The organism is Rufibacter ruber, assembly GCF_001647275.1.
Classification (GTDB): Bacteria; Bacteroidota; Bacteroidia; order Cytophagales; family Hymenobacteraceae; genus Nibribacter; species Nibribacter ruber_C.
In genome coordinates this window covers 133093-148128 of the sequence record NZ_LRMM01000001.1, presented here as the reverse complement: position 1 = coordinate 148128, position 15036 = coordinate 133093, and the positions used below count along the sequence as shown (strand labels likewise).

Below are 15036 nucleotides of genomic sequence, written 5' to 3'. Positions count from 1 at the left end.
TTTGTTTGTTTACTTCTTGCTGCTTGCCTGCCGCTTTCTCTGGTTCAAGTTTCCAACTTGGACCTGTAATGGTGGAAGCTTTCAGCTTCCATGGGGCGGCAGCCTCACATTACCTCTGCCCTCTATAGCCACCTATGGCGCGGAAGTTACTTCCGTGCCTTCTAACGCTGCCTGATACACCCCTTTGAAGGGGGCGAAGGGGGATGTTTACACAGGAGGACGCGCATTGCTGTAGGGGCGCGTAGTATACGCCCCCACGCATTCCCGAACACCCCCCCCTTGGAGGCAGAGGGCTTTTACTTTCTCCGCTTTTCGCGATTTGCAATCCCGAATCAAAACTCCCCGCGGATTTGCAATCCGCAGTAACAGTTGTTCAAAGGCGGCGTAACGGGGATTACAAATTCCCTCAGTACCTGCTTCCGGATAAAAATCCGGAAGAGCGGCGTGATGGGCGGTCTCTGTCTGCCCTCGCGGCACGGCTGCGAAACCAGGCAAGGCATTGCTGCCTCATTCATGCTGAACTGCCTAAGATGAAAAGAAAGGACTCAAGACTCAGAAATCAAGACTCAGGACTCAAGACTCAGGACTCACTTCTATTCTCCCCCTTTGAAGGGGGCGAAGGGGGATGTTGACACCTGCCGGTCCACGTATGCCAGATACTCCTCTCCCGGGAGGGGTAGGGGTGGGTTCCACGCATGGCTGATCTTATCTCGGTTACCGGCCAGTCTGGAGCCTCGTCCCATCCTTTGGCGCGAGACTGGAGCCTCGCGCCAGTTCCTTCTTCCAATAAACAGCCACGTACCGTCAGCAATTTTTGGGAGCGTCTGAAGGACCTGGATCGTCTGAAACATCTTCTTGGCTACCTCCATCCAAAAATCAATGGAATCTACTAAGAGCAGACAGTTATGTGTCTTCACCAAAACCGATAAAAACAGAAAAGCTCCTGTTCTTAGCAAACAGGAGCTTTTTGTCTTGATACGTGATACACGCTACGTGATACGCTTCTAAAACCCCAGCTTCTCCCGGACCTTCTTCAATACAGGGGCACCAATGGCGCGCGCTTTGGCGGCACCTTCGGCCAGTTTGGCGTCTAGTTCGGGGAGGTTGTTCATGTAGTAGTTGAAGCGCTCCCGGGGGGCTGCGTATTTCTCCAGAATCAGATCAAAGAGGGCTTGTTTTGCGTGACCGTACCCAAAGCCGCCCGCCAAATACTTCTGGCGCAGGTCCTCCACCTGCTCAGGCGAGCCTAGCAGCGAGTACAGCTTAAAGGTATTGTCCGTTTCAGGGTCTTTGGGCTCTTCCAGGGTTTTGCTGTCAGAAACAACGCTCATGACGCGCTTGCGCAGCTCCTTGTCTGGCAGGAAAATATCAAGGGTGTTGCCGTATGACTTGCTCATTTTGTCACCGTTAATGCCCGGTACCGTCATCACGTTCTCGTCTACCTTCGCCTCTGGCAGCACAAACACCTCGCCGTAGAGATGGTTAAACGTGCTGGCAATGTCACGGGTGATCTCCAGGTGCTGCACCTGGTCTTTGCCCACGGGTACAAACTCAGCGTCATAGAGCAGAATATCAGCGGCCATGAGCACAGGATAGGTGAACAGGCCGGCATTGACATCTGCCAGGCCGCGCGCGCCGATTTGTCTTTGAACGAGTGAGCGTTGGCCAGCATGGGGTAAGGGGCGAAGCAGCTCAGATACCACGTCAGCTCGGTCACCTCCGGCACGTCACTCTGGCGGTAGAAAATATGCTTGTCTGTGTCCAGGCCAAATGCCAGCCAGGCCGCGGCTACCGCGTAGGTGTTCATTCTGCGTTCCTGCGCATCTCTGATAGAGGTGAGGGAGTGCAGGTCGGCAATGAAGTACAACGATTCGTTCTCAGCCTTCTTAGAAAGCTCAATCGCGGGGAGAATGGCACCCAGCAGGTTGCCCAGGTGCGGGCGGCCGCTGCTTTGGATGCCGGTAAGGATTCTAGCCATGGGTTCAGTACTGTTAATTTGTACAAAGTAAGCAATTGCCGCCCAAACCCCGAAAACCGATGCTGTTTTTGGCCTGTTTTTCAGAAAATAGGCAAAAACAGCTTACCGCAGGTGCTGGTTGAGCAGGGCGCTTATTTCCGCCGCGCGGCTCATCACCATCAGGTGCTCCCCGCCCTCCACCAGGTGCACCCGGGGGGCTAGCGGCACCGGCAAGATCTTGTCGCGGGTGCCGTGTATGATCACCAGCTGCTCAGACGCTTCTGCCCGGTGCTGCCAACCAAGAATGGCGGTGAGGGACCAGCGCAGAAAGTCTAGGTCGGTGTCCTGGATGATAGAGCGGAAGACCTGCTTCTCCAGCGGCGACTTCGCCCCAAAAAGCCATTCGCCGGGTGCCGGGAAGGATTTGGCCCATTGAAAAGGGAGCCACTTCTGCAGGCGCAGCAAGCCGCCCGCGCGGTAGTACCAGGGCAGCTGCGGGGTATGGGCCAGGCTGGAGAGCAGAATAACTTTTTGGGTGGGGATCAGCTTGGCCAGCTCCTGGGCCACCATGCCGCCAAAGCTCAGGCCAATGAGCACCGCCGGCGCTGAACGGTCCTGAATCTGGGGCAAAACCTGCTGGGCGTACTGCGCCAGCGTGGCATGCGGCGCCGGCGTAACCCATTTCACCACCACCGGGTTTGGGTGCTGCAACCGTAAAAACTGGAACAGCCGTTCATCTGCGCCCAGGCCGCTGAGCAGGTACAAAGGAGGGAAAGCCATGCACAAAGATAGCCACCCTTTGTTGATACCCCACTGCGGTTGCCTTGAGCGGTACCTTAGTTTTCTGTTTTGGGGCTGTTTTGAGAAAAACGGCTCCAAAACAGAAACCCCGGAGGGGGGAGAAAGCCCACCGCGGCCACCAAACACAGCGCCTCAGGTGCAGCAGCCGTAGGGTTGGGTTGTGTTTCGGCCCAGGGCCGAAAAAAAATGCCGCCGCGCATCTGCCGGGCCTACGCCAGCATCACTGCCGCGTCACCCACAGCCTTTGGTAGAACCTCACATCTGCCGCCGCAAAGGTTCCTTTTTCTGCTGCGCCGTATCTGCGTTTTTAGCCTGTTTTCAGAAAAATACGCCGGAAACAGAAATTAGTCTTTGGAGATGAAGGTGTCAAAAGGAACGTCTTGGTCGTTGGCCAGGTACCGGTCAATAACCCCGTGCGCCAGGTACAGCAGGGGCGTGAGCAGCACCGCCACCGTAAACTTGTACAGGTAGTTGATCACCGAGACAGACAGCACCAGCGTAAGGCTCCAGTCCCCGAAAAGATAGAACGCAATAAACAGCACCACCACCGTGTCTACCAGCTGGGAGACCAGGGTGGAGCCGGTGGCCCTGAGCCAGATCTTGCGGCTTCCGGTCAGGTGTTTGAGCCAATGGAAAACGTGCGCGTCCAGCAGCTGCCCCACCAAAAAAGCGACCAGCGAACCCACTATGATTCCAAGGCCCTGCCGGAAAACCCTGTTGTACGCATAGTCCATGTCAAACGGCGCGCCGTTGGGGCCCTGGCTGTTCACCTCCTGCCAGAATGGTGCGGGTGGCAGCCAGGTGGCGGCTACAATCACTACAAAGGCGTAGGCAATTAAACCCGCCGTCAGGAAACTGATCCGTTTCACCCCGTCTTTCCCGAAGTACTCATTGATGATGTCGGTGGTGATGAACACAACCGGCCAGATGATGACCCCGGCGGTCAGGTTAAAGTCGAACTTGGTGCCGAGCACGGGGATCTGGGCGCCTGCCAGGCCAAACACCCCTTCGCCCGAGAAGATCTTTACCCCAATCAGTTCTGCCAGCAAGGCATTGGTTAAAAAAATGCCGCTCAGCACCATGAACAACTGCCGTTTCCTGTAACCCATTGAAGACTTGAATGTGCCGGAGTTTTGCATAAAGTTTAAATTGTGAAACGGTTGCGTGGTTCCTGTTGCCCTGGTGCCTCTGGCGCAAGCGCCCAGCCCTGCCAGCGTTTTAGGGCTACTTTTTAGAAAACAGCCCCAAAACAGGAGCTTAACATGATGCGCAGAGTTCTGCACCCATTACAAAAGGGAGCTCTCCACTGCTTCTGGCTCTAATCCAGTGCTAAAGTAAACAGGAGCACCGAAAGCAGAAAATTTCTAACTAGGCGACAACTTTGTTTTCCTTCCCATGAGGGGGAACAGAAGTACCGCCTCTTGTGAGAAGTGGGCGAATGAAAAAGGAGTGGGGGCACGTTAAACCAGAAGGCTATTCCAGTACGCTCACCGTCTTGCCCTCAGTGGCCAGGTTGGTATTGGGGAAAATTGCCTGCGCTTCCTCCAGCAGGGGAGTGAGGTCTTTGTAGCGGGTGGAGAAATGGCCAAGCAGCAGCCGTTTCACCTGGGCTTTTGCGGCCAGGGTAGCGGCCTGGGCGGCGGTGCTGTGAAAGGTGTACTCGGCCCGGGCGGCCATCTCCTGGAGGAACGTAGACTCATGGTAGAGCAGGTCAACCCCAGAGATGTAAGGGAGAATATCTTCTTTGTACCTGGTGTCTGCGCAGTAGGCGTAACTGCGGCTGCGTTTGGGATCTGTGGTCACGTCTGCATTCCGCACCAGTACCTCGCCATTCTCATCAAAGATGTCTTCTCCCCACTTGAGCCGCACCAGTTGCGGGGGCGTGAGAAAATCAGGCAGTTTGGACTTTAGTAAGTGGCGGGGCTTTTGTTTTTCCCTGAACAGATAGCCGCAGCAAGGCACCCGGTGCTGCATGGGCAGCGAGTGCACCGTCATGAACTTATCTTCAAAGATCTTGGAGAAGGCCGTGGTGTCTACCTCATTGAAATGGATGGGGTAGGTGAGTTGGGTGCCGCCGTACTTGAACTGAAGGGTAAGTATTTCAGCCAGGCCCCTGGGGCCGAAGAGGTGGAGGGGGGCTGTGCGCTGCTGCAGGTGCATGGTGGAAAGCAAACCTGCCAGCCCAAAGTAGTGGTCACCGTGCAGGTGACTGATGAAGATGTTACAAATGCGCTGATGCTTTACTTTGTATCGCATCAGCTGCATTTGTGTACCTTCGCCGCAATCAATCAGATTGATTTGGTTCCCAACCGTGAGCAGTTGGGCAGTATTGAAACGGTCTGGAGAGGGTAGGGCCGAAGCGGAACCAAGAATTTTCAGTTCAAAATCCAAGCTGTCTCCCCCTTAAACCTGAACTATTCTTCCTTGTTGGTAAGATCACTCTCAATCTCGTGCAGGAACACGCGGTCAATGCCTTCTTCAACGGTAGGCAGAATATTCAACACAGACTCCAGCTTAGAGATGGTGATCAGCTTGGTCACGTGCTCCTGCAGGCCGGTCAGGATCAGAACCCCGCCAGAAGAGTTGCAAAGACGGTTGGCAATCAGGATTGAAGAAAGCCCTGATGAATCTGTATATTTTACGTTGGTAAGATCTAAGATCAAGTTAGTGATACCTTCTGCATTCAACTTCACAAACTCAGACTTCAAATCAGGGGCGATTGTGGTGTCGAGTTTCTTTTCATCTATGGTGATGATAGTGTAATTCTCTTTTTTATCAATTGTGTACTTCATAAGTAACAGCAAAAAGGTTTAGAATGCGAATTTACCAAAAATTGGTGGAATATCTCTAACAAAGTATGTTAAAAAATGTTTACGGCAATGCTCTGCTGCAGCGTATCTGGCTGGCTGGCATAATCTTGGGGAATGAACTTCTCCCCCAGCACCTGCTCGTACAATTCAATGTAACGCTGCGAGATCTCCGTTATTTTGTCATCAGTCATTTCAGGGACCTGCTGCCCCTCTTTTCCCTGAAAACCATTTTCAATCAACCATTGACGTACAAACTCCTTTGAAAGTTGCCGTTGCGACTGCCCTGCATTTTGCCGGTCTTCATAACCTTCTGAATAAAAGAACCTTGAGGAGTCTGGGGTATGAATTTCATCAATCACCATAATCGTGCCATCGGCTTTGCCGAATTCATATTTTGTGTCCACCAGAATGAGCCCGCGCTCTGCGGCCAACTCAGAACCCCGCTTGAAGAGTGCCCGGGTGTAAGCTTCTAGCTGCAGGTAGTCTTCTTCTGACACAATACCCTGTCTCAGGATTTCCTCCCGGGAGATGTCTTCATCATGGCCTTCGGCAGCCTTGGTGGTGGGGGTGATGATGGGCTCCGGGAACGGATCGTTTTCGCGCAGGCCGTCTGGCATGGCCACCCCGCAGAGCAAGCGTTTCCCTGCGCTGTACTCCCGCCACGCATGGCCGGCTAAATAGCCCCTGATCACCATCTCTACTTTAAAGGTTTCGCACTGGCGGCCAATGGTTACGTTGGGCGCCGGCTGGCTTATGACCCAGTTGGGGACCACATTGGCGGTTGCCGCCAAGAACTTGGCCGCTATCTGGTTGAGCACCTGTCCTTTGTAGGGGATGGCCCGCGGCAATACCACATCAAACGCTGAGATGCGGTCTGTGGCCACCATGGCTAACTTGTCTTTGAAGTAATAAACATCCCGTACCTTGCCTCTGTAAAAGCCGGTCTGCTCAGGAAAGTGGAAGTTGGTTTCTTTTAACGCTTGCATACAAATGGGCTAACCCCGGCAAAGTTAGGAAAGGAACGGCACGGGGCAAGTGCCCTCCCGTCCTGTTTTCAGTGGCTGGGTGCATCTTCTATTTTCCGTTTTAGAGCTGTTTTTGAGAAAACAGCCCGGAAACAGAAAAGGGTGGTAGCTACTTGGCCGTGGAACGTCAGTGGCGGCCGTTAACCCTGATGCTCTCAGGTGCTCCTGACGTTATTTGATTTTTACAAGAATGGCTGCTGGTTTATTGCTGATAGTTGGAACATATACCTGGCGCGCGACTCTTTCACGCACCATGGAATGAGACATCTCTCCAGACTCGCCGGAAACCGCAACGAGATCAGCCATGCGTGAAACCCACCCCAACCCCTCCCAGGAGGGGAGCTATCCGGAATGTGTGAGGCCTATGCCCCGTACCTCTGGCATGCGTGCCCTCCTGTGTCAACATCCCCCTTCGCCCCCTTCAAAGGGGGAATAACGAAAGGAGTCTTGAGTCTAAAGTTCTGAGTCATTTATTCCGCTCTGGCATTCCAGCACGAGTAAACCAGCACTGCGCATGGTCGCTGCCCGGCAGCGAGGGTAGTCAGAGACTACCCATCATCACTAGGCACGAGTCTGGAGACTCGCGCCAGCAGCAGCAGCAGCAGCAGCTATGAATCTGCCACTCAATCTGCCATAGCCAATCCACCACCACCCATGCCCCTGGCTGATGTGCGCAGCACGGACTCGCCACAGGCTAGCGGATCAGCAACGGTTACCTACTGGAACAGACAGAGCAAGTACAGGAAGTAGCAGGAGAGGAACCCAAACCAGTCCTGGGGGTGAGCGCCTCTGTTAATACGGTGCCGCACCGGCGGCAAGGCCGGAGGGCCTAGTTTTAACAGCAGTGCTCACCGCCAGGACGGGGCCCCGCGGCCGTGAGCGCTTACCGGAAAAGATGAAACAATGCAGTGAGTGAGGCACCGGAGCAAACGCCACCGCCAAGGGGACAACTAACTTCGCATTTTAGCAGCAATGAAAGGAAACAACAGTACCAGCACCAGCTTTGGAACAGACAAAACGCTATCCCATTCCCTCCCCTCAGATCAAAACAAATAACAACATGCTAATGAATGTTAGTTTCTGCTGTCAATATTGCAACCTGAACAACCCTTGGTTAAAGCCTTCGTAAAATTAATTCGTAAAATTTTTTATAAATTGTTTGCAGATGAACTTTCGGGCTTTACATTTGCAGTATCAAGTCAATTATTCCGGTAGTTGATTTATAAAGAAGAGCGGAGAGACAGGCTCAATGAAGCTCTAGCAACCTACTAAGAGGTAAGGTGCTAATTCCTGATCCCAGCGGACATATTGCCCTGGGGAATATAAATTGATACGAAGATGGAAATTACTATCCAACCCACTTCTAGCAATGCTTTGGCGCACCCGTTGGTGACGCTCCATGGTTACACCCCTTCTTTCTGCCCAACAGAAATGCGAATGTCCATTCAGGACTGTTGTTGCTGTTGTCGCTAATCTGAACCTTCTGGTTTTCTAGGGCTTACCGCGCTGCCGCGGGGAGACGCGCCTACGCGTAAGTTTTCCTAGTATCCTGTTTTTGTTCAATTTTTCAAGTGTAACCTAGAAGTACTATGTCTAATTCATATCGTTTTGAAACCCTTCAACTGCATGCCGGCCAGGAAATAGACCCTACCACCCGTTCCCGCGCCGTTCCTATCTACCAAACCACCTCATATGTGTTTGAGAACGCCGAGCATGGCGCCAACCTGTTTGCCCTGAAGCAGTTCGGGAACATCTACACCCGCATCATGAACCCCACCACCGATGTGTTTGAGAAACGCATTGCGGCTTTAGAAGGCGGAGTGGCGGCCCTGGCCGTGGGCTCTGGGCAGGCGGCACAGTTCATTGCCCTGAACAATATTCTGCAGGCGGGTGACAATTTTGTGACCACCAGCAACCTGTACGGCGGTTCTTACAACCAATTTAAAGTAGCGTTCAAACGCCTTGGAATAGAGGTCAGGTTCACCAAAGATGATGAGCCAGATACGTTTCAGGCGCTGATAGATGAAAATACCAAGGCTTTTTACCTGGAGACCATTGGTAACCCCCGCTTCAATATTCCTGACTTTGAGGCCATTGCCCAGGTAGCCAAGAAAAATGATATTCCGCTGATAGTAGACAATACCTTTGGCGCGGGCGGTTACCTGTTCCGGCCGCTGGAGCACGGTGCCAACGTGGTGACGGCTTCTGCCACCAAATGGATTGGCGGCCACGGCACCAGTGTGGGCGGGGTGATTGTTGACGGCGGTAACTTCAACTGGGGCAATGGCAAGTTTCCGCAGTTCAGTGAGCCGTCTGAAGGTTACCACGGACTGGTGTTCTGGGATGTTTTCGGCTCTGAAGGTCCTTTTGGGAACATTGCCTTCGCCATTAGGGCAAGGGTGGAGGGACTGCGGGATTTTGGCCCCGCCCTGAGCCCGTTCAACTCTTTTCAACTGATTCAAGGGCTGGAGACGCTTTCCTTTCGCGTTGACCGTACGGTGCAGAATGCCCAAGCCATAGCCGAATGGCTGGAGCAGCACCCGCTGGTAGAAAGTGTGAATTATCCGGGATTGCCTTCTAACAAATACCATGCGCTGGCGAAAAAATACCTCAAGCGTGGGTTTGGCGGTGTATTAAGTTTTAACCTGAAAGGTGGAAAGGACGAGGCAGAAGTATTTGTCAACAGCCTGGAACTGGTGAGCCATCTGGCCAACGTGGGCGATGCCAAGACCCTGATCATTCACCCCGCCTCTACCACGCACCAGCAGTTGAATGAAGAGGAGCAGCGCGCGGCTGGGGTAGACCCTACCTTGCTTCGGGTTTCGCTGGGAATTGAGCACCTGGAGGATATCAAAGCAGATTTTGAGCAAGCCTTTGCCAAAGTGAAAGTTCGTGAACCGAAGCTGGAGGCTTCCCTAAACTAGTAGCTTGCCATGCTGAAAGGACGCGTCTTTACCTTTTATGATGAATTCCAACTGGAGTCTGGGCAATCTTTGCCCGGCTTCCAGCTTTTTTACACCACCTGGGGCACCCTGAATGCTGATAAAAGCAATGTAGTTTGGGTATGCCATGCTTTAACTGCCAATGCCTTTGTCAATGACTGGTGGGGCGGCCTGTTTGGCGAGGGCAAGATTTTTGACCCGGCCAGGCACTTTATTGTCTGCGCCAACACCCTGGGCAGTTGCTATGGTTCTACCGGTCCGCTCTCCCTGAACCCAGATACAGGGAGGCCATATTACCACACTTTCCCCACCTTGACCAACCGTGATGTGGTACGGGCCTTCAACTACCTGCGGGAACACCTGGAGATTGAGGAGATTGACGTGCTGGTAGGTGGCTCGGTGGGGGGTCAGCAGGCGCTGGAGTGGGCAGTGAGTAACCCAGAACTGGTAAACAAGCTGGTGCACGTGGCTTCTAACGCCCGCCAGACCCCATGGGGGGTGGCGTTTAACGAGAGCCAGCGTATGGCCATTGAGCAGGATGTGACCTGGCAGTTGAACACAGATGATGCCGGTTTGAACGGAATGAAAACTGCCCGGGCGGTTGCCCTGCTCTCTTACCGCAATTACCAGGCATATAACCGTTCTCAGCGGGAGACCCATAATAATAGGCTGGACAATTTCAGGGCGGCTTCTTATCAGCAGTACCAGGGCGAGAAACTGGCCAGACGCTTCAATGCTTTCTCGTATTGGCACCTTACCAAAATGATGGATTCCCACAACGTGGGCAGGGAAAGAGGGTCAGTTGAAGAAGCGCTGGCGCAGGTGCAGGCAGAGACCTTGGTCATTGGCGTAGATTCAGATGTGCTGTTCCCGCTCACTGAGCAGCGGCTGGTGGCCCGGCACATCCCAAACTCTACCTTTGAGGTGGTGCGCTCAGAATACGGACATGATGGATTCTTGCTGGAGTTTGCCCAGCTACAGGAAATATTAGAGACATTTTTACAGAAAAAACCAAAGAGAAAGACATGGATTCCAACCGTATTCTAAAGATAGGCTTGTTTGGGTTTGGGTGCGTAGGGCAGGGGCTGTATGATATTCTGGCGCGGGAGAAGAACTTGCCGTTTCAGATTGAGAAGATCTGCGTGAAAGATCCCGCTAAAGTCCGTCCGTTACCGGCAGAAGAGTTCTCATTCAATCCGGAGGAAGTGTTGGCAGATGATCAGCTTGACCTGTTGGTGGAGGCCATCAGTGATGCCACAGAAGCCTATGGCATAGTGACCGCCGCCTTGCGAAAGGGCAGGCGGGTGGTGACCGCAAACAAAAAACTAGTAGCCTACCATCTGCCTGAATTGCTGGAACTGCAGGAGCAGTTTGGAGGTGTCTTGCTGTATGAAGCGGCTGTGGCCGGCGGTATCCCCATCATAAGAACCGTTGAGGAATATTTTTCAAATGAACCGCTGGAGCGCGTGCATGGCATTCTCAACGGCTCCTCAAATTATATATTAAGCCAGATTTTCCAGAAACAGAAGCCGTACGCAGATGCCCTCAAAGAGGCGCAGGACAAAGGCTTTGCCGAACTGGACCCCTGGTTAGACGTGGCTGGGGCTGACTCCCGCCACAAGCTGTGCATTCTCACTGCGCACGCTTTTGGCAGAACTTTGGCACCGCAGGAGGTGGCTTTCTTCGGGATTGACTCTCTAGGCAACCGTGATCTGGAGTTTGCCCGGCAGAATGGCAGTACCATCAAGTTAGTGGCATCTGTGCACCTAACACCAGAAGGGGAGATTGTGCCCCTGGTCTTGCCAAGCTTAGTAGGGGACGCCGACGACCTGAAGATGGTGGAACAGGAGTTTAATGGGGTGGTGGTGCAGGGTGGCTACTCCGGCCCGCAGCTTTTCAAAGGCAAAGGCGCGGGAGGGCACCCTACCGGGGCGGCTGTGCTGTCTGATGTTATCTCCATCAGCAACGGGTACCGCTACGGCTATAAGAAATTGCAGCAGCGTCAGGCAGAGCCTGCTTTGGCGCTTGATTTTCAGATTGAGGTGTACCTGCGTACCTCTGACCCCAACTTACTGGAGTCGCTGGACTTCTACCGCCAGCGCATTATTGAAAGCGCCGCCGACTCTGACTCTGTGGTAGGCATGGTCACCTTAGAGAGCCTGCTGCGCAACCAGGATAAAATAAGAGAGGCGGGTGCCTTCATCTTAGCTTTGTCTTCTGACTTTGCCTCGCCTAAGAATGTAAAAAAGTATGAGGCCGTGGAGCTTTCCTAGCTGAGAGGCGGCCAACTCTAAAGATAGTAGCTTGTTTAAATTAGTTTGTTTTAATCGCGCAAGACGCCTGGCTTTTAAAGCCGGGCGTTTTCGTTTTTGGGCTACTTTTTGAAAAACAGGCCATAAACAGGAGTGGGGCTCATTGGTTAATGAAGGGGGCAGTTTTAGAGATTGACTAGAACGGGATAGCTTTTTGACGGCGGCTCCGGGTGGCTGGAGTACTCAGCTGTACCCTGCTATCTGCTGCTGGATTGCACGGTTCGCTGTTTCTTTTGGTAATGGATAGTTTGCTGCTGCTGATCAGGTTTTCTTTGTCTGCAGTTCCCTTGGTTGGGTGAAGTTTGCTGTTTCCCTTGGCGGTGTTGCTGCAGTGGGAATGCGCGGTCTGCTGCTCCCGTGGCTGTGGTAGGAATGTGTAATCTGCTGTTCCCCTGGCTTTGGTGGTTGACGCGGTGCCTCACTCATTGCATTGTTTCATGTTTTCCGGTAAGCGCTCACGGCCGCGGGGCCCCGTCCTGGCGGTGAGCACTGCTGTTAAAACTAGGCCCTCCGGCCTTGCCGCTGGAGCGGCACCGTATTAACAGAGGCGCTCCCCGCCAGGACTGGTTTGGGTTCCCCTCCTGATCAGCTTCTCTGGTTGTTAATTGGTTTGCAGGTAACCGTTGCTGATCCGCTAGCCTGAGACGAGCCCGTGCTGCGCACATCAGCCAGGGGCAGAAGTGTTGATTAACCCAGGTGCCACTGGCAGAAGTGTTGATTGTTTATTGTTGTTTGTTTACTTATTGCTGCTTGCCTGCCGATTTCTCTGGTTCAAGTTTCCAACTTGGACCTATAATGGCGGAAGCTTTCAGCTTCCATGGGGCGGCAGCCTCACATTACTTCTGCTTCTTCTGCCCCCTATGGCGCGGAAGTTTCTTCCGTGCCTTCTAACGCTACCTGATACTCACGCGCTGGCGCGAGTCTCCATACTCGTGCCTACTGATGACGGGCCGTCTCTGCCTGCCCTCGCGGCGCGGCGGCGAAACAAGGCATTGCTACTTCATTCGTGCTGATTTGTCTGGGGGGAAAAGAAAGGACTTTGAACTCAGGACTCAGAACTCACTCCAATACTCCCCCTTTTGAAGGGTGCGAAGAGGGATGTTGACACCTGCCGTTCCACGCATTGCTGAGGTACGGTCACCCGCCATTTGCCCCACGCATTCCTGATACACCCCTCCCTGGAAGGGGCAGGTTCATTACGCCTGACTCAGTTTTTTGCCGCAGCTCAGCAAACTTGAGTTCTCCTGCCCTTCACTAAGGACCCGATTGAAAAACAGCACGTCTTCACTAAACCTTGTACTGGCGGGAAACATCAATCAGTACACAGAGTACCTGTTTTGGAGCTGTTCTCAGAAAAACGGCTCCAAAACAGGTAATGATTTTTCTAAAAGACTATGGCCTACCTGGCCGAATCAGTTTGGGTGGTCATGTCTTGCTGAGACGTGTCCAGAGAGTCTGGTTCAGAGGTGTTCAGGGAGTCTAAGCCGCCGTCGGCGCCGTCTACCATGTCTTCGGTTACGGTGTTGCCGGTGGTTTCTGTGGGTTTGGAATCACCGCAGGAGGTGAACAGGAAGGCGGCGGTAAAAGCAGTAGCCAGTAAATTTGCTGTCTTTTTCATAGTTCTCTTGGTTTAGGTGGCAGGGTGTCACCTTTTTAGGTGTGAAACGCCTGCTTCCGTTTACGGGAGAATGGCAGAAGTAGATAAGGCAGGTGTGCCAGGTGACAGGGGGCTCAATGCTGTGCCGCCCTGGTCTCTGTTGCCCTTACTTTTGGCCAAGTGCTGACAGGGACGCAACCAGGTCTGGGAGAAAGGAGGCCAGGGTGGGGTATTGTATCCGGTTGCGCTCATACCTGGAAAGCTGTTGCAGGAAGTGGGGCAGGTACATCCAGTCTCGGTAGGAGGTCTGTAGGGCCTGGGCGCCCTGGGCAGTACCCATTTGCAGTGCAATGCGTATTTCACCGGCCCGTACCAGATGCTCATTAAAACTGGTTAGCCAATCTGTGTACTGGGGCTGATGGGGGATGGGCTTGAACAGGTGCGCATACTGGTTGATCTGTGCTTCAAGCGGTGGTTGGGTGGTGAGAGGGTTCACAAACGAATGGCCAAACTCATGGACAGACAGATTCCTGATTTCAGTTGGGTTGTCATACCCGGCGGCTAACGTTCTTTTGTTCCTGTCAAGAACCTGTTCCTGCATGGGGGCCGCAATGTTGTAGAGGTGCGTTTTCCCGTGATCCTCCACCTGCCAGGAGAGGCCCCAGCCTGACTTGAAGAAGGGCATCACCACTAAGTGATAGCTTCCTTTGGAGGCACCATAATAGTTTTCCAGGGTGGGGAGAAAGGCACGGCCAGGGAGGCTTTTCCGGACTTCCTGTATGGCCAGCTGGTAGGTGGGTTGGTTCTGCCGAAGGTAACGGTCAAACCGGGTATCCTGGTAGAATTGCGCCACCAGTTGCATGTAGGCCTGCACCACCTGGGCGGCAGTGTCTGGGTGGGGGTGAATCTCCCGCAGAATAACCTCAGAGACCGGCTGCTTTTGCTTTACCCTGGGCAGCTCTTCATAAAACAGCCCTAACAGGTACACACCCGTGCCAATTTTATCTGACAGGTGCTGGGTAGCCTCCACGGCTGGGTGCTTCTGGTACGGCAAAAAATGTTCATAATTCAACCGCATAAGCCGTGTTGAGGTGTACAGGAAAGGATCTGCCACTGAGTCCCGGAGAAAGGCCGCAGAGAGCTGGTTGTTCAAGGCGCACAAGACCTCTATATTCTTATTGACTTCTACTATTATCTCTTTCTGTTGGGCAACCGCTGGCAGGTGGGGGAGCAGGAGCAGGCAAGCGGCCAGTACCGCTTTGGTGAGAAAGTGCAGCATGGGAGTTACCAAGTATATGAACAAACAGACTGATACGAGATAAACGGTTGAGGTTCTCTTTCTGGAAGTCAACAGCTGATATAAAGTAATATAAATTATGGTCGAAAAGAAAGCCGTTTTATTTCCTTCCGGAGGAAAAATGTTTTTTATTCTAGGGTTCCTGCAGAGGGCAATCCTGCTGTTTTGGCGCTGATTTTGAGAAAACAGGCCTAAAACAGAAACTTTCCTGGCAACTTTGACAAACGCAATGGCTGGAGTTGAATCTTCAGCCATTGCTTGTCAGGAGCGTTGGGCCACCGGTGAGTGGGCGCTT

At 53.1% G+C, this 15036-nt stretch carries 11 protein-coding genes, 1 pseudogene and 1 riboswitch; of the genes and pseudogenes, 3 read left to right on the top strand and 9 right to left on the bottom strand.

Going from position 1 to position 15036, the window contains the following annotated elements; translation table 11 throughout:
* Positions 1-1004: 1004 nt before the first annotated feature.
* From trpS to A8O25_RS24020, 7 genes and pseudogenes are all read right to left on the bottom strand, one after another.
* Positions 1005-1978: pseudogene (gene trpS, locus A8O25_RS00595) on the bottom strand (tryptophan--tRNA ligase).
* Between the two features lie 102 nt (positions 1979-2080).
* Positions 2081-2737, bottom strand: coding sequence for an alpha/beta fold hydrolase (locus tag A8O25_RS00590; protein WP_066829409.1), 657 nt, complete (start codon positions 2735-2737; stop codon positions 2081-2083).
* 365 nt (positions 2738-3102) lie between these two features.
* Positions 3103-3897 carry a queuosine precursor transporter gene (locus A8O25_RS00585; protein ID WP_066829406.1) on the bottom strand — a complete coding sequence of 265 codons (795 nt, stop codon included), beginning with the start codon at positions 3895-3897 and terminating at the stop codon, positions 3103-3105.
* A 334-nt stretch (positions 3898-4231) separates the two neighbouring features.
* Positions 4232-5149: a ribonuclease Z gene (locus A8O25_RS00580; RefSeq protein WP_066829403.1), complete on the bottom strand. Its 918-nt coding sequence runs from the start codon at positions 5147-5149 to the stop codon at positions 4232-4234.
* Positions 5150-5172: 23 nt separating this feature from the next.
* Complete coding sequence (locus A8O25_RS00575) at positions 5173-5550, bottom strand: STAS domain-containing protein (RefSeq protein ID WP_066624636.1); 378 nt, start codon at positions 5548-5550, stop codon at positions 5173-5175.
* 68 nt (positions 5551-5618) lie between these two features.
* On the bottom strand, positions 5619-6554 hold the full coding sequence (locus A8O25_RS00570) for a phosphoribosylaminoimidazolesuccinocarboxamide synthase (RefSeq protein ID WP_066829400.1): 936 nt from the start codon (positions 6552-6554) through the stop codon (positions 5619-5621).
* Positions 6555-6764: 210 nt separating this feature from the next.
* The gene (locus A8O25_RS24020) at positions 6765-6899 is read right to left on the bottom strand and encodes a hypothetical protein (protein ID WP_277619997.1); all 135 of its coding nucleotides are present in this window, start codon (positions 6897-6899) and stop codon (positions 6765-6767) included.
* Positions 6900-7810: 911 nt separating this feature from the next.
* A riboswitch (SAM riboswitch) is annotated at positions 7811-7922 on the top strand.
* 260 nt (positions 7923-8182) lie between these two features.
* Between A8O25_RS24020 and A8O25_RS00565 the strand changes: the two genes are divergently transcribed.
* The 3 genes from A8O25_RS00565 to A8O25_RS00555 are packed head-to-tail and all read left to right on the top strand — an operon-like array spanning position 8183 to position 11808.
* Positions 8183-9517 carry an O-acetylhomoserine aminocarboxypropyltransferase/cysteine synthase family protein gene (locus A8O25_RS00565; protein ID WP_066829397.1) on the top strand — a complete coding sequence of 445 codons (1335 nt, stop codon included), beginning with the start codon at positions 8183-8185 and terminating at the stop codon, positions 9515-9517.
* Positions 9518-9526: 9 nt separating this feature from the next.
* Positions 9527-10582 carry a homoserine O-acetyltransferase MetX gene (gene metX, locus A8O25_RS00560; protein ID WP_066829394.1) on the top strand — a complete coding sequence of 352 codons (1056 nt, stop codon included), beginning with the start codon at positions 9527-9529 and terminating at the stop codon, positions 10580-10582.
* Positions 10561-11808 (top strand): homoserine dehydrogenase, encoded by a 1248-nt coding sequence (locus A8O25_RS00555; protein WP_066829391.1) that lies wholly within the window; start codon positions 10561-10563, stop codon positions 11806-11808. Before metX ends, A8O25_RS00555 begins: the two co-directional genes overlap by 22 nt.
* 1438 nt (positions 11809-13246) lie before the next feature.
* On the opposite strand, the gene A8O25_RS00550 is transcribed toward A8O25_RS00555, so the two are convergent.
* Together A8O25_RS00550 and A8O25_RS00545 are read right to left on the bottom strand one after the other, a co-directional pair.
* Positions 13247-13465 carry a hypothetical protein gene (locus A8O25_RS00550; protein ID WP_066829388.1) on the bottom strand — a complete coding sequence of 73 codons (219 nt, stop codon included), beginning with the start codon at positions 13463-13465 and terminating at the stop codon, positions 13247-13249.
* Positions 13466-13610: 145 nt separating this feature from the next.
* Complete coding sequence (locus A8O25_RS00545; RefSeq protein WP_066829385.1) at positions 13611-14723, bottom strand: DUF4932 domain-containing protein; 1113 nt, start codon at positions 14721-14723, stop codon at positions 13611-13613.
* Positions 14724-15036 lie beyond the last annotated feature (313 nt).

What these genes read in the sequence shown, in the direction of transcription:
- A8O25_RS00555 (WP_066829391.1), top strand. Translation starts at nt 10,561, where the DNA reads ATGGATTCCAACCGTATTCTAAAGATAGGCTTGTTTGGGTTTGGGTGC.
- A8O25_RS24020 (WP_277619997.1), bottom strand. Translation starts at nt 6,899, where the DNA reads ATGGCTGATCTCGTTGCGGTTTCCGGCGAGTCTGGAGAGATGTCTCAT.
- A8O25_RS00545 (WP_066829385.1), bottom strand. Translation starts at nt 14,723, where the DNA reads ATGCTGCACTTTCTCACCAAAGCGGTACTGGCCGCTTGCCTGCTCCTG.
- A8O25_RS00585 (WP_066829406.1), bottom strand. Translation starts at nt 3,897, where the DNA reads ATGCAAAACTCCGGCACATTCAAGTCTTCAATGGGTTACAGGAAACGG.
- A8O25_RS00570 (WP_066829400.1), bottom strand. Translation starts at nt 6,554, where the DNA reads ATGCAAGCGTTAAAAGAAACCAACTTCCACTTTCCTGAGCAGACCGGC.
- A8O25_RS00565 (WP_066829397.1), top strand. Translation starts at nt 8,183, where the DNA reads ATGTCTAATTCATATCGTTTTGAAACCCTTCAACTGCATGCCGGCCAG.
- A8O25_RS00590 (WP_066829409.1), bottom strand. Translation starts at nt 2,737, where the DNA reads ATGGCTTTCCCTCCTTTGTACCTGCTCAGCGGCCTGGGCGCAGATGAA.
- A8O25_RS00575 (WP_066624636.1), bottom strand. Translation starts at nt 5,550, where the DNA reads ATGAAGTACACAATTGATAAAAAAGAGAATTACACTATCATCACCATA.
- metX (WP_066829394.1), top strand. Translation starts at nt 9,527, where the DNA reads ATGCTGAAAGGACGCGTCTTTACCTTTTATGATGAATTCCAACTGGAG.
- A8O25_RS00550 (WP_066829388.1), bottom strand. Translation starts at nt 13,465, where the DNA reads ATGAAAAAGACAGCAAATTTACTGGCTACTGCTTTTACCGCCGCCTTC.